Genomic DNA, 25,807 nt, shown 5'->3' with positions numbered 1-25,807 from the left:
GCCGCGCCGCGATCGCCCCTTGCCGGGGGTCCGGGGGTCGCCCCCCGGGACAGCACAGCAACATCCGGCGCATGCGCAGGGAGGCCAGGCGATGACTACCCGGTGTGTGCGCGAGGAGGCCAGGCGATGACCGCTGTCGAAGGGATCGTCAAGGCCCGGCAGCCGCTGCCCGCGCGCATCGTGTCGCGTACGGGCGGCGGCGTGCTGCGCGTGTTCCTCGTCCTGGTCGGGCTCTTCTGGCTGATGCCGACCGTCGGACTGCTGCTCTCCTCGGTGCGCAGCCCCTCCGACATCGCCTCGACGGGCTGGTGGAAGACGTTCACCGACCCGTCCCAGCTCACCTTCCACAACTACGCGAACCTGCTGGACAACAGCACGATCACCAACTCCCTGCTCTCCACGGTCGCGATCACCGTCCCGGCCACCGTCCTGGTCGTCGTCATCGGCTCGCTCGCCGGTTACGCGTTCGCCTGGATGGACTTCCCGGGCCGCGACTGGTGGTTCATGGTGGTGGTGAGCCTGCTGGTGGTGCCGGTGCAGGTCGCCCTCGTACCGGTCGCCAAGCTCTTCGGGCAGATCGGGATCTTCGAGACGACGATCGGCGTGATCATCTTCCATGTCGCCTTCGGTCTGCCCTTCGCGATCTTCCTGCTCCGCAACTTCTTCGCGGAGATCCCGAGGGAGCTGCTTGAGGCGGCCCGCCTCGACGGCGCGGGCGAGATCCGGCTGTTCACCCGCGTCGTGATGCCGCTCGGCGGCCCGGCGATCGCTTCGCTCGGCATCTTCCAGTTCCTGTGGGTCTGGAACGACATGCTGGTCGCGCTGATCTTCGCCGACTCCAAGCACCCGCCGATCACGGTGGCCCTGCAGCAGCAGGTCCGCCAGTTCGGCAACAACATCGACGTGCTCGCCCCGGGAGCCTTCGTCTCGATGGTCATCCCGCTCGCCGTCTTCTTCGCCTTCCAGCGGCAGTTCGTGTCGGGGGTGATGGCCGGTGCGGTCAAGTGACCGCACGTGCAACGGAGTTGATCACTCGATCGAACGATCACAGCAGCGCGCTCGCATGACACCACGTCAAGCGCATGATCACGCGACTACGCCGGACGGCACCGGCGGCGTAACCGGATCACTCCTTCGGACGTTCACGGGCCATCCACCCGTGTCCTCTCACGCCCCCAGGATGTTCCGTTGCCCCGGTTCAGCGTCATCGTGCCCGCGTACAAGCTCCAGGCCCATCTTCACGCCTGTCTGGAATCGGTACTGAGTCAGACGTACGAGAGTGACGAGAGCCCGGCGTTCGACCTGGAAGTGATCGCGGTCGACGCCGGCTCGCCCGACTCCTGCGGCGAGATCATCGACGAGGTCGCCGCCCGCGATCCCCGGGTCATCGCGGTGCACCTGCCCGCGGACCCGGCCGACCCCGGCCAGGGCCCTGGCCCCGCCCGCAACGCCGGGCTCGCCCGCGCCACCGGCGATTACGTACTGTTCCTCGACGGCGACGACACCCTCGCCCCGCACGCCCTGCGCGACATCGCCGACCGGCTCAAGGCGTCCGGCGACCCCGACGTGCTGGTCTTCGGCCACGCCCACACGCACTGGTCGGGCGGGAGGGAGGACGTCCTGCCGCCGCACCTCACCGAGTCGGGCCCCGCCCCCTTCCAACTGGACGAGCGCCCGGCCCTGTTGAGGCAGCCGGCCCCGGCCTGGAACAAGGCGTACAAGCGGGAGTTCACCGAGCGCGAGGGGCTCACCTTCGCGCCCGGCCGGCAGACGGACACCTTCTGGTCGTACGCGGCGCTCCTCGCGGCGGGTTCGCTCAGCACCCTGGAGCGGGTCTGTGTGCACCACCGCAGGCGGCGCGGCCCGGCCCCGGCGCCCGGCCGCCATTTCGACCTCTTCCCGCAGTACGACCGCACCTTCGACTTCATCGACTCCCGTCCCGAGCTGAGCAGTTGGCGCCCGGTGCTCGCGCGCCGGATGGCCGACCACCTCGCGGCCGCCTCCGCCACCGTCCTCACCGCGCCCGGCCTCTCCGCGCGCACCCGCACCGAGTTCTTCCGCCTGGCCCGCGCCCACTACGGCCGCCACCGCGTGCCGGGCGCCGCCGGACTGCGGTACTTCGGCGTCCGCTTCGGCAGGTACCGCATCTACCGCGTGCTGCGAGGAATCCGCGCGCTGCGTGCCCGCACCCGGGCGCTCACCGCGACGCTGGTGCGTCCGGTGCGCTCGGCCGCGCTCGGCCTGCACTACCGGGTCCAGCGACGCCTGCCCGTATTCGAGGACCTGGCGGTGTTCAGCGCGTACGGGAACCGCGGCTACGCGTGCAGCCCCGCGGCGATCGAGGCGAAGGTCCGCGAACTCCTCCCCGGGATGCGGACCGCCTGGATCACCACGCCCGAGCACGACGCGACGGTGCCGTCGACCACCCCCCGCCTGCGCCCCGACAGCTTCGGCTACTTCGCGGCCCTCGCGCGGGCCAAGTACCTGGTGAACAACGTCGAGTTCGACCACCGCCTGGTCAAGCGGCCCGGCCAGATCCTGCTCCAGACCCACCACGGCACCCAGCTCAAGAAGGTGGGCCTGGATCTGGCGGACCGTCCGGCGGCCTCGCGCGACAGCGACCCCGCCCGCCTGCTCGCCGACGCCGACAAGTGGGACTACGCCCTGTCCGCCAACCGGCACGCCACCCTCGCCGGCGAGCGCGCCTTCCCGGCCGCGTACACCACGCTCGAATACGGCAGCCCGCGCAACGACGTGCTGCGCCGCGCCACTCCCGCTGCCGTGGCTGGACTGCGCGAACTACTCGGCGTACCGGGGCAGTCGACGGTCGTCCTGTACGCGCCGACGCACCGCGACTACAGCCGCAGCCAGCACCTCCCGCTCGATCTGGAGCGGTTCGGCCGCGCGCTCGGCCCGGAGTTCTTCCTGCTGACCCGCGCCCACTTCTCCTACCGGGCGCCGCTGAACCGCATCCAGCTGCCGCGCGTCCTGGACGTCACGGGGTACCCGAGCGTCGAGGAGCTCTTCCTGGTCTCGGACGCGCTCGTCACGGACTACTCGTCCCTGATGTTCGACTACGCCGGTCTCGACCGGCCGATCGTGATCCTCGACGACGACCGCGAGGCGTACGAGGCGGCCCGGGGCACCTACTTCGACCTGCGGAGCTGCCCGCCGGGCGCGGTCGCCCGCAACGACGACGAGCTGATCGACATCTTCACCACCGGCCACTGGCGCGGCTCCCGCTCGGCCCAGCTGCGGTCCGCCTTCCGCACGCGGTTCTGCCCGTACGACGACGGGCATGCGGCGGAGCGGGTGGTTCGGCGGGTGTTCCTCGGCGACTCGGGGGCCGCCGCCCCCACGGGCCGGAATCTGCCCGGGCAGCGTGTCAGGGGGACCGAGTTCGCCCCGGAGGGGGCGGGGTCCGGCGCGGGGCGCTGAGTCCGGAGGGGGGCGCGGCGCGCGGGGCGCCGGGTCCGGGGCGCTTGTGCGTGCTGATCGTCGGCCGCGGGCCGTCGGCGGCCGGTCACTCCCCCAAGTTCTCGGCTTCGCTCGAACAAGGGGGACCCCCATCGCGGCGGAGCCGCACGATGTCACAGCCCCGCGCCGCTCAAGGGTGCGGTGGCCGAGCCCGCCTACCCGCTAGCCCGTTGCCTTCAGGGCCGCCACTGCCGACTTGGCCAGGTCGTCCAGGTAGCCCTTCGGCAGGGCTCCCTTGACTACGACCAGGCGCCAGTACAGCGGGCCCACGATCAGGTCGAGGGCTCGGTCGGGGTCCGCCCCCGGGGGCAGCTCGCCCCGTTCGACCGCCTCGCGGACGACGACCGCGGCGACACCCTGCTGGCCGTCGAGCAGCGCCGCCTTGATCGCGTCGGCGATCTCCGGGTGGCGTACGGACTCGACGAGCAGGTCGGGGATGACCTGCGAGGCGATGGGGTGGCGCAGGGCGAGCGAGGCGACCGCCAGCAGGGCTCGGATGTCCCCGTGCAGGGAGCCCGTGTGCGGCACCGGAAGGCCCTGTTCCGCGAAGGCCGACACCAGGTCGAGGACCAGGCTCAGCTTCGACTTCCACCGGCGATAGACCGCGGTCTTGCCGACCCCCGCGCGGCGCGCGATGCCCTCGATGGACATCCGGGCGAAGCCGACCGCGGCGAGCTCCTCGAAGACGGCCGCCCGGATGGCGTCCGTCACGTCCTCGCGCAGCACGGCCGCGCCCGCGGGGGCGCGGCGTGACGGCGGGCGGTTCGCGGCGATCTCCGGGTCCGTCTTGGTCATGCCTTGAGCATAGCGTTGCGACGAGACGGTTGCGTTGCGACGCAGAGCCGTCCTACTCTCGCCGTAGCGACGATACGGGTCCGTTCCGTCGCAAGTGATCCCCCGCCCCGGGAAGCCTCCCGGGATCCCCCGGCGAAAGCGACCGTAGTGAGCCAGACCGCAGCTGCGCGCGAGACCGCAGCACCATCGGCCGCGTCGGCCTCCATCCCGACGCAGTCCGCCCGGTACACCGGCGACCAGGCCCTCAGCCCGGCCGAGCTGGCCGAGAAGTACGGCCTGAAGGTGAGCGGCGCCCGCCCCTCCCTGCCCGAGTACGTGCGGCAGCTGTGGGCCCGGCGCCACTTCATCACCGCGTTCGCCACCGCCAAGCTGACCGCGCAGTACAGCGAGGCGAAGCTGGGCCAGATCTGGCAGTTGATGACGCCGCTTCTGAACGCGGCGGTGTACTACTTCATCTTCGGCGTCCTGATGGGCAACAAGGGCAGCACGCCGGACTACATCCCGTGGCTGGTCACGGGCGTGTTCATCTGGACCTTCACGGCCAACTCGATCATGGCGGGCACCCGCGCGATCACCGGCAACATCGGCCTGGTGAGGGCGCTGCACTTCCCGCGCGCCTCGCTGCCCGTCTCGCTCGCCCTCCAGCAGCTCCAGCAGCTGCTGTTCTCGCTGGCCGCGCTCGCGATCATCATCATGTGCTTCGGCCAGCTGCCCGGCGTCTCGTGGCTGCTGCTGGTCCCGGCGCTGGTCCTGCAGTCGATGTTCAACACGGGCCTGTCGCTCGTGATGGCCCGGGTCACCGCGAAGACCCCGGACATCGCCCAGGTGATGCCGTTCATCCTGCGTACCTGGATGTACATGTCCGGCGTGATGTGGAACCTGGGCCCGCAGCTCAAGAAGATGAACCCCCTGGTGGGCCAGTTGCTCGGGCTCAACCCGGCCGCGGTCTACATCGACCTGGTCCGGTTCGCGATGATCCGGAGCTTCCACGCGAGCAAGCTGCCCCCGCACGTGTGGGCGGTGGCCGGCGGCTGGGCGGTCGTCGCGCTGGCCCTGGGCTTCATGTACTTCTGGAAGGCAGAGGAGCAGTACGGACGTGGCTGAGACCCGGACACCGGACAAGGCGGAGGCCGCGGCGGCCGAACTCGGCGAGCCGACCGTGATCGTCGACGACGTGCACATCGTCTACAAGGTCAACGGGACCGGATCCAAGGGCAAGGGCGGGGCCACCGCCGCGCTCAACCGGATCGTCTCGCGCAAGGAGACCCCGGGCATGCGCGAGGTGCACGCCGTCAAGGGCGTCACCTTCGTGGCCCGGCGCGGCGAGGCGATCGGCCTCATCGGCTCCAACGGCTCGGGCAAGTCGACCCTGCTCAAGGCGGTCGCGGGGCTCCTGCCGACCGCCCGGGGCAAGATCTACACCCAGGGCCAGCCCTCGCTGCTCGGCGTGAACGCGGCCCTGATGAACGATCTGACCGGCGAGCGCAATGTCACCCTCGGCGGGCTCGCCATGGGCATGTCGCGCGAGGAGGTGCGCGAGCGCTACGACGACATCGTCGACTTCTCCGGGATCAACGAGAAGGACGACTTCATCTCGCTCCCGATGCGCACATACTCGTCCGGCATGAGCGCGCGGCTGCGCTTCTCCATCGCGGCCGCCAAGAACCACGACGTCCTCCTCATCGACGAGGCCCTGGCCACCGGTGACGCCCGGTTCCAGCGCCGCAGCCAGGAGCGCATCAACGAGCTGCGCCAGGAGGCGGGCACCGTCTTCCTGGTCAGCCACAGCAACGCCTCGATCAAGGAGACCTGTGAGCGGACGCTCTGGCTGGAGTCGGGCACGCTGCGGATGGACGGCCCGACGCCCGAGGTGATCGCGGCGTACGAGCGGTTCACGAAGAAGAAGTAGCGGCCCGGGCGGGCGCGGGGCGCCGCCGGGGCGCCCCGCACAGCTCTTTGCCCGGCGCCCAGCGCGACACGCCCGTGCACTCCGCTGTCGCGGCGACGCCTCGCACCATGCCCCTCGCGGCGCCTCGCGAAAACAGGACAAAGCGCGCATAAAATTCGCGCGATGACGCCCTCTCAGATGCCCCCGCCGCCCGCCCGGGTCCGCATCCCGGCCCCGGCGCCCGCGCCCGACCCCGGCGCCTTCGGCCGCCGCACCCGGTCCGCGGCCCTCGTCGCGAGCTGGCTCGCCACCCGCGCGCTGATGCTCCACCTCCTGGTCACCGACCGGCTCGGTGCCGGCGGCGTGACCGGCGAGGTGTATGTCCTCTACCGGCGCTGGTACGAGCAGCTCGGCACGGGCGCCTTCCCGTTCGGGGACCCCACCTGGCAGTACCCGCCGGGCGCGGGGGCGATCATGCTCGCCCCCGCACTCCTCCCCTTCCTCACCTTCTTCCAGGCCTTCACCGCCGTCACCGTCGGCTGCGACGCGCTGATCGCCCGCGCGCTGGTCCGGGCCGGCGCCCGCCCCGGCGGCAGCGCGGCGGGAGCCTGGCTGTGGGTGGCCGGACTCCCGCTGCTCCTGCACATCCCGTACGCCCGCTACGACGTACAGGTCACCGCGGTCGCCGTCGGCGCCCTGCTCGCACTGCGCCGCCGGCCCGGCCTCGGCGGCGCGCTCGCGGGACTCGGCGCCCTGGTCAAGGTGTGGCCGCTGCTCACCCTGATCGGCGCCCCGCCCGGCCGCGGCGCCCGCCGCGCGCTGCTCGGCGCGCTCGGCTCGGCGGCCGCCCTGCTCGCCGCCCTCGCCCTCGCCTTCGACCACACCCTGGACTTCGCCCGCCAGCAGGGCGGCCGGGGCCTCCAGATCGAATCGCTCGGCGGCACCGCGCTCCAGCTCGCCCACCTGCTCACGGGCCGCCCCGGCCGGGTCGTCTACCGGTACGGAGCCATGGAGTTCACCGGCCCGTACGTCTCGGCGCTGGCCACCCTCAGCCTGGCCCTGACCGGACTCGCGCTCTGCTGGCTGCTGTTCTGGCGGGTGCGCGCCCGGCGCTGGACGGTGGCGGTGCCGCTCGACGCGGCGCTGTGCGCGGTGCTCCTGTTCACCGTGACGAGCCGGGTGATCAGCCCCCAGTACCTGATCTGGCTGCTCGGCCTGGCCGCCGCCTGCCTCACCTCACGCCAGACCACCCAGCGCCCGGTGGCCCAACTCCTGCTCCCGGCAGCCACGTTGAGCGCCCTGGCCTTCCCCTGCCTGTACGACGAGGTCATGGCCGGATCCGCCCTGGGCACCGGGGTGATGACCGCCCGCAACACCTTGCTGCTGGCAGCCACCCTGCTCTCGTGCCGAAGGCTGTGGACGTCGACAGTGACCGCCTCGACAACCACGGTCACCCCTGTCGGCGGAGCGCGCTAGTCTCTGATCCAACTGACCGGACCCGACCGGCAGATCACCGGGCGACCACGGGGGGGGGGCCGAAGGTGCCGGACACGCGTTTCCTGCCGCTGCGCTCGGACGAGCCGCGCGCGGTCTCGGGCTACGTCCTGGAGGCCAGGACCGGCGAGGGCGGCATGGGCACGGTCTACCTGTCCGCCCGGCCCGAACTCCGGCCCAGCGCGGCGGGGTTGGCGGACCTGTACCGCAAGCCCTCGGGCCGCGGCCCCCAGGACTTTGAGGCCCGGCTCTCCCCACCGCACGCGGCTGCGGTGAACACCGCCGAGCGAGCGGCCCGCCTGCGCCTGACCCTGCCGACGGCCCCGAGGACCGCCCCCAGGCAAACCCCGCCGGGCGAAAACCCCGGCAAGAACAGCCCCTCCGGCGTTTGAGGAGCGGGGACCCGGGGGCAGCACCCCCAGTTCCTCGGCCTCAACGCCGGTTGCAGTCAAGTGGGTTGAGGGCCACCACCCCAGGGCCAGGGGAATCACCCCGGATGCCCACCCGACCCAGCCGAAACCCAGAACCCAGGAGGATCCCATCGTCGGCGACACACTCAGCCCGCTCGGGCCGGAGGACCCGCGCGAGACCGCCGGCTACCAGCTGCTCGCCCGCATCGGCGAAGGCGGCATGGGGACGGTCTACCTCTCGCACACCCGCGGCGGCCAGCCGGTCGCTCTCAAGGTGATCCGCCGCGAGTACGGCCAGGACCACGACTTCCGGCGCCGCTTCGAGCAGGAGGTGCAGGCGGCCCGCCGTGTGCAGGGCTACCACATCGTGCCGGTCATGGACCACGACACGAGCGGCGAGCGCCCCTGGCTCGCCACCCAGTACGTGCCGGGCCTCGCGCTGTCCGACGCCCTGAACCGGTTCGGTCCGCTGCCGCTGTCCGCCGTCTTCCAGCTCATAGGCTGCGCGGCCCAGGCGCTGACCGCGATCCACGCGGCCGGGGTCATCCACCGCGACCTGAAGCCCAGCAACATCCTGCTCGGCTCCGGCGGCCCGTACGTCATCGACTTCGGCATCGCCCGGGCCGCCGACGCCACGCAGCTCACCGCGAGCGGCGGCATGATCGGCACCCCGCAGTACATGTCGCCCGAGCACGCGCTCGGCGAGCAGCTCACGCCCGCCACCGACGTGTTCTCGCTCGGCCTGATCGCCGCCGTCGCCGCCACCGGCCGGCACCCCTACGGCGACGGCGGCGCCATCACGGTCGCCGCGCAGATCGCCAACTCGGCGCACCGCCCGCCGGACCTGAGCGGCTACCCCGACGAGCTGCGCCCGCTCCTGGAGTGCACGCTCGCGGCCGACCCGGCGCAGCGCATCGGCCCCGCCGAGCTCGCCCCGCTGTGCGAGCAGGCCGCGGGCCGCCCGCTGCGCGACTTCGCGGGCTGGCTGCCCGCCCCGGTCGCCGCCGAGATCGTACGCAGCGAGCAGGCGGCGGCCTCACCCCCGCCGCCCGCTCCGACGGCTCCCCCGCAGCAGCCGACGGTTCCCCCGGCGATGCCGCAGGGCCCGCCCACCGGTCAGCCACCGGGGTACGTGCCGACGTACGCGCCGCCCGCGCAGCAGCCGGAGTTCTCCGGACCGGACGGCCGGCAGCCGCCCGCCTACGGCACGGCCGCGCCGCATGCCCCGGCGGCGCCCGCCCCGGCCAAGCGACGTGGACGTACGGCGCTGATCGCGGTGGCCCTGGTGGTCGCGCTCGGTGCGGGCGCGGGAGCGGCCGTGTGGCTGACGCGCGACACGGGCGACGACGTGAAGACCGACGCCAAGGACGACAAGCCGTCCGACTCCCCTACGCCGAAGGCCTCTTCGGGCAGCGAGGCCGACACTCCCGCCCCGTCCGGCGACGCATCCGGAAGCCCCTCGGCGCCGCCCGCCGACGCCACGTACACCGTGCTCTTCCAGGACAAGCCGCTCACCGTGCGCACCCCGTCGGGGCTCGACAACACCTCGGTGGACTTCGACGCACCGAAGGTCGACCCGACGGGCAAACTCGACTCCTCCGACGAGGAGTTGGAGTTCCGCGACGACCGGGTGGACTTCACCCGGCCCATGGGCAAGGCCTCGGGGCTCACCCCCGAGGAGTGCCGGGCGGGCGCCCTGCAGAACCCGCTGCCTTCCTCCGAGGCCGGCAAGGCGCTGGCCGGGGACGGCGTCATCAAGGCGGGCGACGCGATGTGCACCGTCACGTCCAAGGGCAACGTCGCCATGTGGAAGATCACCAAGGTGACCCCGGACAGCAACACGAGCCACGTCCCGACCTACGAGGGCACCCTGACCCTCTGGAAGCCGGGCCAGTAGCCGGGCTCACCAGCACGCGGAAGGGCGCCCACCAGTTGAACGGTGGGCGCCCTTTCAAGCGCCTGAGGGGCGCGGTCAGCTGTGCGTGCGCAGCAACGTCCGCATGGTCCGCATCGCAACGGACAGGTTCGCCAGGTCGAACGCGTCGGAGGACTGGATCTCCTCCAGGGTCGTGCGGGCACGGCCCAGGATCGCCGCGTTCTTCTCCTCCCAGTCCTTGAAGCGCTGCTCCGGCGACGTCGTGCCGTTGCCGACCGACAGGACGTCCTGGGTCAGCCCGGCGTGCGCCGCGAACAGGTCCTCGCGGATGGCCGCGCGCGCCATCGACTGCCAGCGGTCGGCCCGCGGCAGCTCGATGATCCGGTCCAGGAGCTGGGTGATCCGCAGCCGGTCCGCGAGGTCGTAGTAGACCTCGGCGACCTGGAGCGGCTCCTTGCCGGTGCGGGCCGCGATGGCCACGACGTCGAGCGCCGGGAAGACCGAGGAGAACCCGGCGACGCGTCGCGCGAGTTCCTCGGGCACGCCCATACCGGTCAGCTCGTCCAGGATGCCCTGGTACCACTCCAGATCGGCGCCCCGCAGCAGGTTCGCGAGCGAGTCCCAGACCTGGGCCACACCGGCCGAGAAGTCCTCGATCGTCTCGGCGATCTGGAGCGGCTGCGGCCGGTTGTTGAGCAGCCAGCGGGTGCCGCGCTCGACCAGGCGGCGCGAGTGCAGCCGGATACGGGTCTGGACGTCGGCGGCGGCCTTGTTGTCGAGCGCCTCGACGGCGTCCCACACCCCGCTCACGCCGAAGATCTCGCGGGCCGCGGCGTGCGCCCGCACGATCTCTTCGAGCGAGGCCCCGGTCTCCTCGCGGAGCCGGTGCAGGAAGGTCGAACCACCGATGTTGACGGTGTCGTTGACCAGGACGGTCGTGATGATCTCGCGGCGCAGCGCGTGCCCGTCGACGGCCTCGGTGAACTTCTCGCGGAGCTGCTGCGGGAAGTAGGCGTGCAGCAGCTTGGCCAGGTGCGGGTCGTCCGGCAGACCGGTGTGGATCAGCTCGTCGGCCACCGTGATCTTGGTGTACGCCATCAGCACGGCGAGCTCGGGCTGGCTGAGCCCCTTGCCGCCGCCCAGCAGTTCACGGATCTGGCGGTCGTTGGGCAGGAACTCCAGAGCCCGGTCCAGGTGGCCGTCGCGGCCGAGGCGCCGCATGAAGCGCTGGTGGGCGTGGAGCAGCGAGGGCGACTGCGCGACCGCGTTGGCCAGCGCCACGTTCTGCGCGTAGTTGTTGCGCAGCACCAGGTGGCCGACCTCGTCGGTCATCGCCGCGAGGATCTTGTTGCGCTGCTTGACAGTCATGTCGCCGTCCGCCACCAGGGCGTTGAGCAGGATCTTGATGTTCACCTCGTGGTCGGAGGTGTCCACGCCCGCGCTGTTGTCGATGGCGTCGGTGTTGACCTTGCCGCCCTCGCCCTCGGGGCCGCCCTTGCGGTCGAACTCGATCCGGCCGAGCTGGGTCAGGCCCAGGTTGCCGCCTTCGCCGACGACCTTGACGCGCAGGTCCTCGCCGTTGACGCGGATCGCGTCGTTGGCCTTGTCGCCGACGTCCGCGTTGGACTCCGCCGACGACTTCACATACGTACCGATGCCGCCGTTCCACAGCAGGTCGACCGGGGCCTTGAGGATGGCCTGCATCAGGTCGGCCGGGGTCAGCTTGGTGACGCCGGGGGCGATGCCGAGGGCCTCGCGGACGTGCGCGTTCAGCGGGATCGACTTGGCGGTGCGGGGGTGGATGCCACCGCCCGCCGAGAGGAGCTCCTTGTTGTAGTCGGCCCAGCTGGAGCGCGGCAGGTCGAACAGGCGGCGGCGCTCGGCGTAGGAGACGGCCGCGTCCGGCTGCGGGTCGATGAAGATGTGCCGGTGGTCGAAGGCCGCGACCAGCCGGATGTGCTCGGAGAGCAGCATGCCGTTGCCGAACACGTCGCCCGACATGTCGCCGACGCCGACGACCGTGAAGTCCTCGCTCTGGCTGTCGTGGCCGAGTTCGCGGAAGTGCCGCTTGACGGACTCCCAGGCGCCGCGGGCGGTGATGCCCATGCCCTTGTGGTCGTATCCGGCGGAGCCGCCGGAGGCGAAGGCGTCGCCGAGCCAGAAGTTGTAGCTGATCGCCACGTCGTTGGCGATGTCCGAGAACGTGGCGGTGCCCTTGTCGGCGGCGACCACCAGGTAGGTGTCGTCCTCGTCGTGGCGGACCACGTCGGCCGGCGGGACGACCTCGCCCGCGACCAGGTTGTCGGTGATGTCGAGCAGCGCCGAGATGAACGTCTTGTAGCTGGCGATGCCCTCGGCGAGCCAGGCGTCGCGGTCCACCGACGGGTCGGGGAGCTGCTTGGCGACGAAGCCGCCCTTGGCGCCGACCGGCACGATGACGGTGTTCTTCACCATCTGCGCCTTGACCAGGCCGAGGATCTCGGTGCGGAAGTCCTCACGCCGGTCGGACCAGCGGAGCCCTCCTCGGGCGACCTTGCCGAAGCGCAGGTGGACGCCCTCGACGCGCGGCGAGTACACCCAGATCTCGAACGCCGGGCGGGGCGCCGGCAGATCGGGGATCGCCTGCGGGTCGAACTTCATCGAGACGTAGGCGTGCGGCGAACCGTCGACCGTCTCCTGGAAGAAGTTCGTGCGCAGCGTGGCCTTGATGACGGTGAGGAAGGAGCGCAGGATGCGGTCCTCGTCGAGGCTCGCCACCTGGTCGAGCGCGCCGTCGAGCTCTTCGAGGAGCCCGTCGATCAGCTCGGTGCCGGCCCGCTGGCGGTCCGGCGAGAGCCGGGCCTCGAAGAGCGAGACGAGCAGCCGGGTGGTGTGGACGTTGTCGCGGAGGGTGTCCTCCATGTAGTCCTGGCTGAACGTGGAGCCGGCCTGGCGCAGGTACTTGGCGTAGGCGCGGAGCACCATCGCCTGGCGCCAGTTGAGACCGGCGCGCAGCACCAGGGAGTTGAAGCCGTCGTTCTCGGCGGCGCCCGTCCAGGTCGCGGCGAAGGCCTCCTGGAAGCGTTCGCGGGCGTCGTCGGCGAGGTAGTCGCCGTTGCCGTTGGTCTTCTTCGGCATGCGCAGGCCGAAGTCGTAGATCCAGGCGTGCGTACGGTCCGCGCAGCGCAGCTCGTAGGGCCGCTCGTCGGTGACCTCGACGCCCAGGCGCTGGAGCACCGGGAGGACCGCGGACAGCGAGACCTGCTCGCCGATCCGGTAGATCTTGAAACGGCGCTCGCCGGGGGCCGCGCCGACCGGCTCGTACAGGGAGAGCGCGAAGTCCCGCCGCCCGTGGGTGAGTTGCTCCAGGTGGACGAGGTCGGCGACCGCCGCGCGCGGCGAGTGGTCGGCCTTGTAGCCCTCGGGGAACGCGTGGCCGTAGCGGCGGAGCAGCTCGGCGGCGCGCTCCTCGCCGCACTCGGCGTTCAGCGCGTCGGAGAAGCCGTCGGCCCAGGAGCGGGCGGCCTCCACCAGGCGGGCCTCGATGCGGTCGGAATCGGCGTCGGTGAGCTCGGTCAGCTCGGTGCCGGCCGGGACGCGCACCACGAAGTGCAGCCGGGACAGGATCGACTCGGTGTTCCAGGCGGTGAAGTCGACGCTGGTGCCGCCGAGCTCCTCCTTGAGGATCTCGATGAGCCGCAGCCGTACGCCCGTGGTGTAGCGGTCGCGCGGCAGGTAGATCAGCGCCGAGTAGTAGCGGCCGTACTCGTCCTGGCGCAGGTACAGACGCAGCCGGCGCCGCTCCTGGAGGTACAGCACGGAGGTCACGATGGAGCGCAGCTGGTCGGCCGGGGTCTGGAACAGCTCGTCGCGCGGGTAGGTCTCCATGATCTGGAGCAGGTCGCGGCCGTCGTGGCTGTTGGGCGAGAAGCCGGCGCCCTTGAGGACCTCTTCGACCTTGCGGCGCACGACCGGCACCCGGCGCACGGACTCGGTGTAGGCGGCCGAGGAGAACAGGCCGAGGAAGCGGCGCTCGCCGACGACGTTGCCCTGCTCGTCGAACTTCTTCACGCCGACGTAGTCGAGGTAGGAGGGCCGGTGCACGGTGGCCCGGCTGTTGGCCTTGGTCAGCACGAGGAGCTTGTGCTCGCGGGCCTTGGCGCGGGCGTCGGCGGGCAGTCTGCTGAAGGACGGCGAGACGGGGTGGCCGTCGTCCTCGCCGTGCTGCGGGTCGGAGCGCAGGATGCCGAGGCCGGTGCCGGGGACGGCGGACAGCGAGTCGTCGTCGGTGAGCTGGTACTCGCGGTAGCCGAGGAAGGTGAAGTGGTCGTCGGAGAGCCAGCGCAGGAGCTCGCGGGCCTCGTCGACGTCCTCCTCGCGCAGGTCGCCGGCCTTCGGCTCCTTGGGCAGCTCGTCGGCGATGCGCAGCGCGGCGTCGCGCATCTTCTCCCAGTCCTCGACGGCTTCCCGTACGTCGGACAGGACGCGCAGCAGGTCGGCGGTGATCTGCTTCAGGTCGGCGCGGTCGGTCTCGCGGTCGATCTCGACGTGGATCCAGGACTCGGTGAGCGCGTCGTGCGGCAGCTCGGCGGTCTGCGCGCCGGTGTCGAGGACCTCGATGAGCTTGCCGGTGAGGTCGCGGCGGACGACGACCTGCGGGTGGATCACGACGTGGATGCCGCGGCTCTGCCGGGACAGCTCGTTGGTGACCGAGTCGACGAGGAAGGGCATGTCGTCGGTGACGACCTCGACGACGGAGTGGCTGCAGGTCCAGCCGTTCTCCTCGACCGTGGGGGTGTGCACCCGGACGTTCGCCGTGCCCTGCGGCCGGTTCTCCGCGAGGCGGTAGTGGGAGAGCGCTGCGCCGAAGACGTCGACCGGGTCGCGGTCGGCCAGGTCCTCGGGAGCGGTGTGCAGGTAGTAGCGCTGGAGGTACCCGAGAAGGACGCCCTGGTCGGGACCTTCCTCGCTCGTGGCCCCGGTCGTGGCTGCCCGGTCGGTCCGGGGGGTGTCCCCCAGGCCTCCGGGCCCCCCGGCCGGGCTGTTCTCAGCTACCCGGGCCGCCCGTGCGAGCAGCTCGGCCTTGGCTTCGTCCAGCTTGGTCTGCATGTCCTCTGGCTCCTGTCGCGCGCCGTTGCGTGACGTAGGGGAAAGAAGCGACGCAACGCCACGACGCGGGGTGTCCGGTCGGTGTCGACGCTATGCCGCGATGAGAGATACCCGGGCGCTTACCGGCCAATTTTGTGGCTTCGGGCCTTGATTCCGGGTGGAGGGAATCAGCGACTGCCCGGGCACGGTGGTGCTCCGGGCGCAGGGCAGAGGCGTCAGTGCCTCCGCGGCATATCGCGCTGATCACGGGTCAAGGCTATCGCCCCTTCCCCCCGAACCGTCATGAGCCTTATGTGTACAAAAGCTGGGCCCGAAGTTTGACACTCTGGACAGCGACGTGGCGGCGAGAACGAGCCCTCTTGGCAAACCGGCGCCGCGCGGGCAGGTTGACGGTACGGAATCCGCAGGTGCGATCGACCTCCAGCCACCTGAGCTCCAGCCCCTGAGAGGGAGTGCACTCATGGCAGCCAAGATCCTCATCGTGACCGGCGACGCCGCCGAATCCCTGGAAGTCCTCTACCCGTACCAGCGTCTGCGCGAGGAGGGGTACGACGTCCACATCGCGGCCCCGGCCCGCAAGAAGCTGCGGTTCGTGGTCCACGACTTCGAGCCCGGCTTCGACACGTACACGGAGAAGCCCGGCTACACCTGGCCCGCCGATCTGGCCTTCTCGGAAGTCGACCCCGGCCAGTACGCCGCCTTGGTGATCCCGGGCGGCCGGGCCCCCGAGTACCTCCGCAACGACCCGGAGCTGAGGAAGATCCTGAAGGCCTTCTTCGACACCGACAAGCCGGTCGCCCAGATCTGTCACGGCCCGCTCCTGACGGCCGCGATCGGCGGCCTGAGCGGGCGCCGGGTCACCGCGTATCCCGCCCTTGAGCTGGACATGCAGACCGCGGGCGCGACGTTCCAGGACGCCGAGACCGTGGTGGACGGCACCCTGGTCTCCGCCCGCGCCTGGCCGGACCACTCCCGCTGGATGCGGGAGTTCCTGACGGTGCTGCGGGCGAAGGCTCCGGTGACGTAACCCCGCTCAGCCGACCAGGTCCTCCGCGACGGCCACCGCCTCGGCGAGGGAGTCGACGACCGGCACCCCCGCCGCGGCGAGGCTGGCCCGGCTGTGGGAGCCGCCGGTGAACAGCACCGCCTTCGCGCCCACGGCCGCCGCGGCCACCGCGTCGTCGACCGCGTCCCCGATCACCACGGTCCGCTCGCCGGATATCTCGGGGTCCGCCGCCCGCAGCGCGGTCAGGTGGCGCACCATGTGCTCCGCCTTGCTGCCGTGCGAGGGCCCGGTGCGTCCGTCGACGCGTACGAAGTGGTCGGTGATGCCGTGCCGCCGCACGATCGGCACCAGGTGTTCGTGCGGCGCCATGGAGAGCAGCGACTGGCTGAGCCCGGCCGCCCAGCGCGCCGCGAGGAGCTCGGCCGCGCCCTCGGTGAGCCCGCAGGCGTCCGCCCTCGCCCAGTACTGCTGGTGGAAGGCCTCGTCCATGACCAGCCACTCGGCGTCCGTGGGCAGCCGACCGATCAGGCGCTGGTAGAACCGGGGTATCGGCACGCAGTACAGATCGCGGTAGCGCTCCAGCGTGATCGGCTCCAGACCCAGCTCCGCGAACGCGGCGTTGGTCGCCTCGATGATCGCCACGTTGTCGTCGAGCAGCGTGCCGTTCCAGTCCCAGACGAGATGGGCTGGGCGTTTCCCCGTGTCCTGCCTGCCGTTCCCCATGCCAAAACGGTACCCACCCCCACTGACAATCGACCACGAGCGGCCGTAGCCGCAGGTCGGGGCAGGTCGGGCGGGAGATCAGGCGATCAGGTTGGGGATCTCCTGCACCCCGAACCAGAGCAGTTCGTGGTCCTCGGCCCCGTCCACGGTGAACTGGGCGTCGTCGTCGCCGTGGTCGGCGGCGCCGAGCGCGTCCGCCGCGGCCGTCACATCGGCCACCGCGTCCTCGGCGTCCACGTGCACGGCGGCCGCCTTGGCCAACGCCACGGAGGAGGCAATCCGGACCTCGCCCAGCGAGCCGGCGTCCAGGGCGCTGTCGGGGTCGGCGGCCACGGTGTTGTCCGGCACGTCCACGGCGATCACGACGCGGCGCCTGGCCGTGTCGGGCGCTCCGGCGAGCAGCCGCAGCGAGGCGGCCGCGGCCCGGCTGAGCGCCGCGTACTCCAGCTCCTCGATGTCGTCGGAGACGTACCACTCGCGCAGGCCGGGGGTGACGGCGTAGGCGGTGAGCGGGCCTGGTCCGAGCTCTCCCGCGCCGTGTGCCGTCGCGAGACCGGAGATGGTCAGGGGTACGTAGACGCGCATGACAGACCGCTCTCTTCTCGTCGTCCCATCCGGTCGTGAGACGGGTTCAGGATACGCGCGGGAGTCCCCCTTCGAGCTGCCGGTACCGGCACGGCTCCGCTGTCCGCCGGAGCCTGCCGCACCGGCCCCCACCTGGGAAGACAGCTCATCCACTCACCCGGATAGGTGAATCCGCGGAGCCGCACCGCGCCCCGGGCCGGTCCTTGCGGCCGCTCGCGCCGCCCCCGTACAAGATCCCCAACAGAAGTTACCCACTGGTATCGAAGGGGGCGGCAGCCATGAGCAGGACCACGACCGGGCCGGCGGGACGCGGCGACCAGCGCAGGCCCGGCAGCACCGGAACCCGGCGCCCGGCGCGGCTTACCCCGCACGAGCTGTTCGCGCAGAAGCTCCTCGCGGTGCTCAGCGGAGAGCGCCCGGTGCACTGGATGCTGGGCCTGACCGTCGGTGACGCGTACGAGCAGCTGGTACGGCTCGCCCCGCGCACCCCGTTCCGCACCCGCGGCACCCGTCCCGTCGTACGGTCCTGCCGCGCGGCCCCGCCGGCCCGGGGGATCGTCGAGGCGGCCGCCTGCATCGCGGCGGGCGAGCAGGTGCGCGCCATGGCCTTCCGCCTGGAGCAGGGCGCCGATCTTCGCTGGCGGTGCGCCGCGGTCGAGCTGGGCGGCGAGCGCGTCCCGGCATGACGAAGGGGCGATGGCAGAGGGGCCCGGCACCTTTCCGGTGCCGGGCCCCTCGACGGCTCACAGCCGTTGGCTACTCCTCGCGGCTCACCTCTTGCCGCTTACTTCTTGCGGCGACGGCCGCCCGCGGTCTTCTGGGCCTTGCGGCGCTCGGCGCGCGTCAGACCGTCCGACTCCGAGCGGGCCGGCTCGTCGTCACCGTTGTCGAAGTCGCCCTCGACGACGCCGCCCTCGCCGTCCACCGTCGGCGCCGAGAAGTGCAGCCGGTCCGGGCGCTGCGGGGCGTCCAGACCCTTGGCCCGGATCTCCGGACGCGCGGCCGGGATGGCGTCCTCCTTGCTGAGCGAGGGCGCGTCGGCCGGAGCGTCCTCGACCGGGACCTCCTCGACCTGCTGCTCGACCTGGACCTCCAGGTTGAACAGGTAGCCGACCGACTCCTCCTTGATGCCCTCCATCATGGCGTTGAACATGTCGAAGCCCTCGCGCTGGTACTCGACCAGCGGGTCCTTCTGCGCCATGGCCCGCAGGCCGATGCCCTCCTGGAGGTAGTCCATCTCGTAGAGGTGCTCGCGCCACTTGCGGTCCAGGACCGACAGGACCACGCGGCGCTCCAGCTCGCGCATGATGTCGGAGCCGAGCTGCTCCTCACGGGAGGCGTACTGCTCGTAGATGTCGTCCTTGACGGACTCGGCGATGAACTCGGCGGTGATGCCCGCCCGGTCGCCCGCCGCGTCCTCCAGCTCCTCCACGGTGACCTTCACCGGGTAGAGCTGCTTGAAGGCGCCCCACAGCCGGTCCAGGTCCCACTCCTCGGCGAAGCCCTCGACGGTCTCGGCCTGGATGTAGGCGTCGATCGTGTCGTCCATGAAGTGCCTGACCTGCTCGTGCAGGTCCTCGCCCTCCAGGACGCGGCGGCGCTCGCCGTAGATGACCTCGCGCTGGCGGTTGAGCACCTCGTCGTACTTCAGGACGTTCTTGCGCGTCTCGAAGTTCTGCTGCTCGACCTGCGACTGGGCGGACGCGATCGCGCGCGTCACCATCTTGTTCTCGATCGGGACGTCGTCCGGAACGTTGGCCATCGACATGACGCGCTCGACCATCTGGGCCTTGAACAGGCGCATCAGGTCGTCGCCGAGCGACAGGTAGAAGCGGGACTCGCCCGGGTCGCCCTGACGGCCGGAGCGGCCGCGCAGCTGGTTGTCGATGCGCCGCGACTCGTGCCGCTCGGTGCCGAGCACGTACAGGCCGCCGAGCTCCTTGACCTCTTCGAACTCGGCCTTGACGGCCTGCTCGGCCTTCTCCAGGGCGGCGGGCAGCGCCGCGGCCCACTCCTCGACGTGCTCGACCGGGTCGAGGCCCGCCTGCCGCAGCTCGGCCTCGGCGAGGTCGTCCGGGTTTCCGCCGAGCTTGATGTCGGTGCCTCGTCCGGCCATGTTGGTGGCGACGGTGACGGCACCCTTCCGGCCGGCCTGGGCGACGATCGTCGCCTCCCGGTCGTGCTGCTTGGCGTTGAGCACCTCGTGCTGGATGCCGCGCTTGGAGAGCTGCTGCGAGAGGTACTCGGACTTCTCGACCGAGGTGGTGCCGACCAGGATCGGCTGGCCCTTCTCGTGCTTCTCGGCGATGTCGTCGACGACCGCCTCGAACTTCGCGACCTCGGTGCGGTAGATCAGGTCGGACTGGTCCTTGCGGACCATCGGCCGGTTGGTCGGGATCGGGACGACGCCCAGCTTGTAGATCTGGTGGAACTCGGCGGCCTCGGTCATCGCCGTACCGGTCATGCCCGAGAGGCCGGGCACTTCCTTGCCCTCTTGGTCGTGGCGCTTGTAGAGGCGGAAGAAGTTCTGCAGGGTGATCGTGGCGAGCGTCTGGTTCTCGTCCTTGATGTCCACCCCTTCCTTCGCCTCGATCGCCTGGTGCATGCCCTCGTTGTAGCGGCGGCCGGCGAGGATACGGCCGGTGTGCTCGTCGACGATCATGACTTCGCCGTCCATGACGACGTAGTCCTTGTCCTTCTTGAACAGTTCCTTCGCCTTGATGGCGTTGTTCAGGTAACCGACGAGCGGGGTGTTCACCGACTCGTAGAGGTTGTCGATGCCCAGCCAGTCCTCGACCTTGGCGACGCCCGGCTCGTGAATGGCGACGGTGCGCTTCTTCTCGTCGACCTCGTAGTCGCCGGTCTCCTCGATGCCCTTGAGCGGGTTGCCCGCCTCGCCCTTGGACAGGCGCGTCACCAGCTTGGCGAAGTCGCCGTACCACTTGGTGGCCTGGTCGGCCGGGCCGGAGATGATCAGCGGCGTACGGGCCTCGTCGACCAGGATCGAGTCGACCTCGTCGACGATCGCGAAGTTGTGGCCGCGCTGGACGAGCTCGTCCTGGGACCACGCCATGTTGTCGCGGAGGTAGTCGAAGCCGAACTCGTTGTTCGTGCCGTACGTGATGTCGCAGTTGTACTGGGCGCGGCGCTCGGCGGGCGACATGTTGGCGAGGATGCAGCCGACCTCGAGACCGAGGAACTTGTGCACCCGGCCCATCATCTCGGAGTCGCGCTCGGCCAGGTAGTCGTTGACCGTGATCAGGTGCACGCCCTTGCCGGACAGGGCGTTGAGGTACGCCGGCAGCGTGCCGACGAGGGTCTTGCCCTCACCGGTCTTCATCTCGGCGACGTAGCCGAGGTGCAGGGCGGCGCCACCCATCATCTGGACGTCGTAGTGACGCTGGCCGAGGACGCGCTTGGCGGCCTCGCGCACGGTCGCGAAGGCCTCGGGGAGCAGGTCGTCCAGGCTCTCACCGTCCGCGTACCGCTCCTTGTACTCGTCGGTGAGGGCACGCAGCTCGGCGTCGGAGAGGTTGACGAAGTCCTCTTCGATGGAGTTGACCTGGTCCGCGATGCGGTGCAGCTTGCGCAGGATCTTGCCTTCGCCTGCACGCATGATCTTTGAGAGGACGGACACGGGGGTTGGTCTCCTTGCCGGTCGGGCCTGGCGCGGTCGAGTGGCTATGGGTACGGGTACAGCAACGGTCATCGTATGCGAGGACCCGGCCGCGCCGGGAGGTCTGCCGTTACGACAACGGACGGGACTCCCGGAAGGTGCCGGGCTGACGGGGAAATGAGGTGGCTTCGGCCGCCGCGCCCACGGAGAATCGGGCGATGGAACGCTTGACACTCACTTCCGACCGCCTGCTGTTGCGCCCGCTCGGCCCCCAGGACATCGACGCCGTGTACGAGGGCGCCCAGGACCCTGCCGTCCAGCGCTGGACCACCGTCCCGTCGCCCTACACCCGGGAGGACGCCGAGACCTTCGCCGGCAAGATCGCGCCGGAGTCCTGGGCGACCGGCACCGAGTACTGCTTCGCGATCTTCCCCAAGGACGGCGGTCCGCTGCTCGCCCTCATGGGCGTGATGGCGCGCGGGGCGGGCACCGCCGAGATCGGCTTCTGGGCGGTGGCGGAGCACCGCGGCCACGGGTACACCACGGAGGCGCTGCTGCGCCTGGCCCGCTGGGCATTCACGGAGCTCGGGATCGACCGCCTGGAGTGGCGGGCCGAGGTCGGCAACGCGGGCTCGCGCAAGGTGGCCGAGAAGGCCGGCTTCACCATCGAGGGCACCCTGCGCGGCGCCATGCTCAACAAGGGCACCCGCCGGGACAGCTGGGTCGGCGCCCTGCTCCCCTCGGACCTGGGCCTGCCGAGCGCCCTTCCCTACCTGCCCGCGCAGAGCTGACCTTCGCCCGGGCGTTGTCAGTGGCGGCCACTATCGTGCGGAGCATGACGAGCCTGCCGCCTCCCGCCGCCGAACTGTCCGCCGACGAGGCCCGCCGGATCGCCCTGCGCGCCCAGGGCTTTCTCGGCGCGGCCGACCGTCGGGCCGGGGTGCGCGGAGTGCTGCGCCACCTGGGCGCGGTCCAGCTCGACACCATCTCCGTCCTCGCCCGCTCGCACGAGCTCATCCCGTACGCCCGGCTCGGCGCGGTCGGCCGCAAGGCCGTCGAGGACGCGTACTGGAGCGGCGGCCACTCCTTCGAGTACTGGTCGCACGCGGCCTGCATCCTGCCCGTCGAGGAGTGGCCGCACTTCGCCTTCCGCCGCCGCGCCTACCGCTCCCGGCCGCACTGGAACCACGAGCTGCCGGACGGCGCCTACGAACAGGTGATCAAGCAGCTGCACGCCGAAGGCCCGCTCACGGCAACGGACCTGGGCGGCGCCAAGAACAAGGGCGAGTGGTGGGACTGGTCGGCGTCCAAGGTCGCCGTCGAGCGGGCGCTGATGTACGGCGAGGTGGTCTGCACCGAGCGGCGCGGCTGGAAGCGGGTGTACGACCTGGCCGAGCGGGCCATTCCGGACGCGGTCCTGCACGACGACCTGGACGACGCCGAGTGCCTGCGCCGCCTGGTCCGGCTCGCGGGGCAGTCCCTCGGAGTGGGCACCCGGGCGGACATAGCGGACTACCACCGCCTCAAGGGCGAGCAGTTCGACGCGGTGGTCGCTGACTCGGGTCTGGTGCCGGTCACCGTGCAAGGCTGGTCCAAGCCCGCCTGGGCCGACCCCGAGGCGCTGGCCACCGAGCCGCGCGGCCGCCACCGCACCACGCTGCTTTCGCCGTTCGACTCACTGGTCTGGGAGCGCGCACGCACCGAGCGGATCTTCGGCTTCGCCCACCGCCTGGAGGCCTACGTCCCCAAGCCCAAGCGGATTCATGGGTACTTCGCGATGCCGCTGCTCTCCGGCGGCCGGCTGATCGGCCGCGTCGACCCGGCGCGCGAGGGCCGCACCCTGGTAGCCAAGCAGGTCTCGCTGGACTCGCCGAAGGCCGTACGGCCCATGGCGCAGGCCCTGCTGGAGGCCGCCGAGTGGGTGGGCTGCGACTCCGTACGCATCGAACGGGCCGGGAGCCCGCAGGAAGCGGCGGCGCTCACCTCGGCGCTGGCTACCTGATCTCCAGGATCTTCTCGCGCATCGCGTAGACCACCGCTTCCATTCTGGAGTGCAGCTGCAGCTTCTCCAGGATGTTGCGCACATGGTTCTTCACGGTGTTCTCGGAGATGAACAACTCCTTGGCGATGTCACGGTTGTTCATCCCCGTGGCGACCAGCTTGAGGACCTCCAGCTCGCGGTCGGTGAGCCGGGGCGCGGGCACCAGACGGCGCTCGTCGGTGCGCTGGATCATCGACTTGAACTCGGTGAGCAGCTTGGACGCCATCGAGGGGCTGATCTGCGACTGGCCGTCGGCCACCGCCCGGATCGCGGTCGCGACCTCGTCGGTGGAGATCTCCTTGAGGAGATAGCCGGTCGCCCCCGCCTTGATCGCGTCGTAGAGGTCGGCCTCCTCGTCGCTGATCGTCAGCATGATGATCTTCGCGCTGGGGGCCACCTCCTTGATGGAGGTGCAGGCCTCGATGCCGCCGCGCCGGGGCATCCGTACATCCATGAGCACGATGTCCGGCAGCAGGTCGGCCGCCTTGTCCACCGCCTCCGCGCCGTCTCCCGCCTCGCCGACGACCTGGATGTCCTCCTCGGCGGCCAGCACGATCTCCAGGCCCCGGCGGAACAGGGCGTGGTCGTCCACCACCAGGACCCGGATCGGCTCCTTGCGGGAGGTGCCCGCGTCCATGCCGGCCTCGCGGTCCCCACCGTTCGGGCTGTCGGCATGGGAACCGTCGTGCACCGGCCCGAAGCTGTCCGCCATCGTTCCTCCCCCTGAAGGCCGTGGCCCGAGTTGGTGTGCGGCACCAACCACGCTCCAGGGAGCTGCGGTTGGCGTGCGACGCCATGATTTCATGCCCGGCCGACAGAAGGGTGATCCAGTGGTCGCACGGTGGTGCCCCCGGGGGCGCACAAAGGCTCCAGGGGCACCAACACTCATGGGTACGGCGCGCCGTCCGCGGACGTTCAACGCGCCCACCGGCGAGTTCTCCGTGGTCCTTCCCGGCCGGGATCAGCCGCCCAGCGCACCGCCCGCGCCGCTCGCGTCCTCACCGGCGAGCGGGTCGGTCTCCAGGTGGATGACGCCGTAGTCGTAGGCGTGCCGCCGGTAGACGACACTGGGGTTCTTCGTCTCCGAGTCGACGAAGAGGTAGAAGTCGTGCCCGACCAGCTCCATCTCGTAGAGCGCCTGGTCGAGCGTCATCGGGGCTGCGACATGGTTCTTCTCGCGGACCACCAGCGGTCCTTCGCCCTGTACCTCGAGCGAGCCGATCCTGGTGGTGGGAATGCGGTCTTCCTCCGAAGCGTCCACAGGCTTGCCGTTTCCGTTCAACTCCGCCACACCCGGTACGACATCCACGACCTCCGCGGCCGAGAGCCGGCCGTTGCCCCGGCGCGTGTAGCGCTTGTCGTGCTGCTTGCGCAGCCGCGCCTCCAGCTTGCCGGTCGCCAGGTCGAGCGCCGCGTACGGGTCTGCCGCCGCCGCTTCCGCACGGATCACCGGGCCGCGCGAGTGAAGGGTGATCTCCACCCGGTCCGACCGGTCCGCCTGCCGCGGGTTGTGTTCCTTGGACACCTCGACGTCGAGGCTGATTACCTTGCCGTCGAGCTTCTGGATCTTCTCCAGCTTCAGCTTCTCGGCCACGTGCTTGCGGAACCGCTCGGGCACCTCGGTCTTGCGGCCCTTGACGACGATGTCCACGCAGAACTCCGTTCCCGGATCACTCCGCCTCAGTGCGGAGCTGCTCCCTTTTGCACCAGACCCCGGTGAGTGCCGGGGCGTCGGACTCGGTGACGTATCACCTCCTCCTCCCCCGTCGAGAAGATCCCCACCCCACGAACCCGGGGGTAAGTGACAACGCGCCGAAGTTCAGCCGTGCATTAAGTGAACGGTCTTTCGCCATTCCTCACAACCGAACATAGCTCGATCGGCCCGATGTCGGCACCCGCTACTCGCACGTACCTCCACTCAGGTGCTTCTGCCCTCTCACTACCTGCAACGATGCAAGTTCGCAGTCAGTTCCGGTTTATTGCGAACGTTTCCGGAGTAGCCGCGACAACCGCGGCCACCGGGTGCGGAACACCGGCGTTCCGCACCGCGGCCCCGGTCCCCGGCCGCTGATGCGAAGCCGCCGAACGGGTAAATCCTGGAATTCCCTGCCCGGGGCATCGATCTCCGTCCAGAGGGCCGTTGCCGGGTTCGCCTACCCCCGCCGCCCGCACCGCACGCGCCGCCTCCACGAGCGATGCGCCCGTGGTCATCAGATCGTCCACCAGGACCACCCGGCCGCCCTCCAGGAGCCGCGCACCACCGCCTGCCACCACCAGGGCCCCGGACAGATTCGCGAGCCGCTGCGGGGCGCTCAGGCCCGCCTGGTCGGCCACCGTACGGCGCTGGCGCAGGACCGCGGCCACCCGGGCATCCGTCCCCGTCCGGCGCAGTTCCCCGGCCGCGGCCAGTGCGATGCGCCGGGTCGCGTCGTGCCCGCGGGCCCGCACCGCACGCCGCGACGACGGCACCGGGACAAGGAGCAACGGCCCCCGGCCGCACGGCTCCGCGACCGCCCGCGCCGCGCCCGCCAGAGCCTGCCCGAGCACCGCGGCCATACCGAGCGCACCGCGCTCCTTGTGCCCGAGCAGCACCGCGCGCACCGCGTCCTCGTAGGGCGCGGCGGCGTACACCGCGGGCAGCCCGGCGGGCTCCGGCGCCGGGCGGACCCGGCATGCGGGCGACCCGAGCAGCGTCGCCCGGCACCCCTCGCACAGCGCCGTACGCGGCCTGCCGCAGCCGCCGCAGGCAGTCGGCAGCACAAGGCCGGAGAACTCCCGCCACCACCCCCGCATGGCTCCACTGTGCCA

19 protein-coding genes are annotated in these 25,807 nt (G+C 71.0%); 11 read left to right on the top strand and 8 right to left on the bottom strand.

Translation table 11 applies throughout. The features are described 5' to 3' along the window. Positions 1-126: 126 nt before the first annotated feature. Both ACSHXC_RS23945 and ACSHXC_RS23940 read left to right on the top strand, forming a co-directional pair. Positions 127-1,008 carry a carbohydrate ABC transporter permease gene (locus tag ACSHXC_RS23945; RefSeq protein WP_438293575.1) on the top strand — a complete coding sequence of 294 codons (882 nt, stop codon included), beginning with the start codon at positions 127-129 and terminating at the stop codon, positions 1,006-1,008. A 180-nt stretch (positions 1,009-1,188) separates the two neighbouring features. Beyond that, positions 1,189-3,438, top strand: a complete 2,250-nt coding sequence (locus tag ACSHXC_RS23940; RefSeq protein ID WP_438293574.1) for a bifunctional glycosyltransferase/CDP-glycerol:glycerophosphate glycerophosphotransferase — start codon at positions 1,189-1,191, stop codon at positions 3,436-3,438. 201 nt (positions 3,439-3,639) lie between these two features. Here the strand turns inward: ACSHXC_RS23940 and ACSHXC_RS23935 are convergent, their stop codons facing one another. Continuing rightward, positions 3,640-4,272 carry a TetR/AcrR family transcriptional regulator gene (locus tag ACSHXC_RS23935; protein ID WP_438293573.1) on the bottom strand — a complete coding sequence of 211 codons (633 nt, stop codon included), beginning with the start codon at positions 4,270-4,272 and terminating at the stop codon, positions 3,640-3,642. A gap of 204 nt (positions 4,273-4,476) precedes the next feature. Here ACSHXC_RS23935 and ACSHXC_RS23930 point away from each other — a divergent pair, with 204 nt between their 5' ends. The 5 genes from ACSHXC_RS23930 (at position 4,477) to ACSHXC_RS23910 (ending at position 9,961) form a co-directional block, all read left to right on the top strand. After that, positions 4,477-5,376, top strand: coding sequence for an ABC transporter permease (locus tag ACSHXC_RS23930; protein WP_438296782.1), 900 nt, complete (start codon positions 4,477-4,479; stop codon positions 5,374-5,376). Then, a complete protein-coding gene (locus ACSHXC_RS23925; RefSeq protein ID WP_438293572.1) occupies positions 5,369-6,181 on the top strand; it encodes an ABC transporter ATP-binding protein in 813 nt (270 codons plus the stop codon). Before ACSHXC_RS23930 ends, ACSHXC_RS23925 begins: the two co-directional genes overlap by 8 nt. A 162-nt stretch (positions 6,182-6,343) precedes the next feature. Beyond that, on the top strand, positions 6,344-7,636 hold the full coding sequence (locus ACSHXC_RS23920; protein WP_438293571.1) for a glycosyltransferase 87 family protein: 1,293 nt from the start codon (positions 6,344-6,346) through the stop codon (positions 7,634-7,636). Between the two features lie 65 nt (positions 7,637-7,701). Next, complete coding sequence (locus ACSHXC_RS23915) at positions 7,702-8,046, top strand: hypothetical protein (protein WP_438293570.1); 345 nt, start codon at positions 7,702-7,704, stop codon at positions 8,044-8,046. 148 nt (positions 8,047-8,194) lie between these two features. Continuing rightward, positions 8,195-9,961, top strand: coding sequence for a serine/threonine-protein kinase (locus tag ACSHXC_RS23910; protein WP_438296780.1), 1,767 nt, complete (start codon positions 8,195-8,197; stop codon positions 9,959-9,961). Positions 9,962-10,036: 75 nt separating this feature from the next. On the opposite strand, the gene ACSHXC_RS23905 is transcribed toward ACSHXC_RS23910, so the two are convergent. Then, positions 10,037-15,028, bottom strand: coding sequence for an NAD-glutamate dehydrogenase (locus ACSHXC_RS23905; RefSeq protein WP_438293569.1), 4,992 nt, complete (start codon positions 15,026-15,028; stop codon positions 10,037-10,039). 460 nt (positions 15,029-15,488) lie between these two features. On the opposite strand from ACSHXC_RS23905, the gene ACSHXC_RS23900 reads away from it, so the two are divergent. Next, the gene (locus tag ACSHXC_RS23900) at positions 15,489-16,055 is read left to right on the top strand and encodes a DJ-1/PfpI family protein (RefSeq protein WP_438293568.1); all 567 of its coding nucleotides are present in this window, start codon (positions 15,489-15,491) and stop codon (positions 16,053-16,055) included. Positions 16,056-16,061: 6 nt separating this feature from the next. On the opposite strand, the gene ACSHXC_RS23895 is transcribed toward ACSHXC_RS23900, so the two are convergent. Beyond that, positions 16,062-16,757 (bottom strand): HAD family hydrolase, encoded by a 696-nt coding sequence (locus tag ACSHXC_RS23895; protein WP_438293567.1) that lies wholly within the window; start codon positions 16,755-16,757, stop codon positions 16,062-16,064. Positions 16,758-16,835: 78 nt separating this feature from the next. Beyond that, positions 16,836-17,342 carry a DUF6912 family protein gene (locus ACSHXC_RS23890; RefSeq protein ID WP_438293566.1) on the bottom strand — a complete coding sequence of 169 codons (507 nt, stop codon included), beginning with the start codon at positions 17,340-17,342 and terminating at the stop codon, positions 16,836-16,838. 278 nt (positions 17,343-17,620) lie between these two features. Between ACSHXC_RS23890 and ACSHXC_RS23885 the strand changes: the two genes are divergently transcribed. Next, positions 17,621-18,028, top strand: coding sequence for an Rv3235 family protein (locus tag ACSHXC_RS23885; RefSeq protein ID WP_438293565.1), 408 nt, complete (start codon positions 17,621-17,623; stop codon positions 18,026-18,028). 98 nt (positions 18,029-18,126) lie between these two features. On the opposite strand, the gene secA is transcribed toward ACSHXC_RS23885, so the two are convergent. Continuing rightward, a complete protein-coding gene (gene secA / locus ACSHXC_RS23880) occupies positions 18,127-20,979 on the bottom strand; it encodes a preprotein translocase subunit SecA (protein WP_438293564.1) in 2,853 nt (950 codons plus the stop codon). Positions 20,980-21,176: 197 nt separating this feature from the next. Between secA and ACSHXC_RS23875 the strand changes: the two genes are divergently transcribed. Beyond that, positions 21,177-21,749, top strand: a complete 573-nt coding sequence (locus ACSHXC_RS23875; protein ID WP_438293563.1) for a GNAT family N-acetyltransferase — start codon at positions 21,177-21,179, stop codon at positions 21,747-21,749. Positions 21,750-21,793: 44 nt separating this feature from the next. Continuing rightward, positions 21,794-22,960, top strand: coding sequence for a winged helix-turn-helix domain-containing protein (locus ACSHXC_RS23870; RefSeq protein ID WP_438293562.1), 1,167 nt, complete (start codon positions 21,794-21,796; stop codon positions 22,958-22,960). Here the strand turns inward: ACSHXC_RS23870 and ACSHXC_RS23865 are convergent. The 3 genes from ACSHXC_RS23865 to ACSHXC_RS23855 all read right to left on the bottom strand — a co-directional run bounded on the left by ACSHXC_RS23865 (position 22,953) and on the right by ACSHXC_RS23855 (position 25,792). Next, complete coding sequence (locus tag ACSHXC_RS23865) at positions 22,953-23,711, bottom strand: response regulator (protein ID WP_399492923.1); 759 nt, start codon at positions 23,709-23,711, stop codon at positions 22,953-22,955. The two genes, ACSHXC_RS23870 and ACSHXC_RS23865, sit on opposite strands and share 8 nt — an antisense overlap. Before the next feature lie 249 nt (positions 23,712-23,960). Further along, a complete protein-coding gene (hpf, locus tag ACSHXC_RS23860; protein ID WP_373300985.1) occupies positions 23,961-24,650 on the bottom strand; it encodes a ribosome hibernation-promoting factor, HPF/YfiA family in 690 nt (229 codons plus the stop codon). 314 nt (positions 24,651-24,964) lie between these two features. Next, positions 24,965-25,792, bottom strand: a complete 828-nt coding sequence (locus ACSHXC_RS23855; RefSeq protein WP_438293561.1) for a ComF family protein — start codon at positions 25,790-25,792, stop codon at positions 24,965-24,967. Positions 25,793-25,807 lie beyond the last annotated feature (15 nt).

The organism is Streptomyces sp. HUAS TT7 (genome assembly GCF_051550175.1).
In the GTDB taxonomy this organism is placed as follows: Bacteria; Actinomycetota; Actinomycetes; order Streptomycetales; family Streptomycetaceae; genus Streptomyces.
This window is presented reverse-complemented; position numbering and strand designations above follow the sequence as displayed.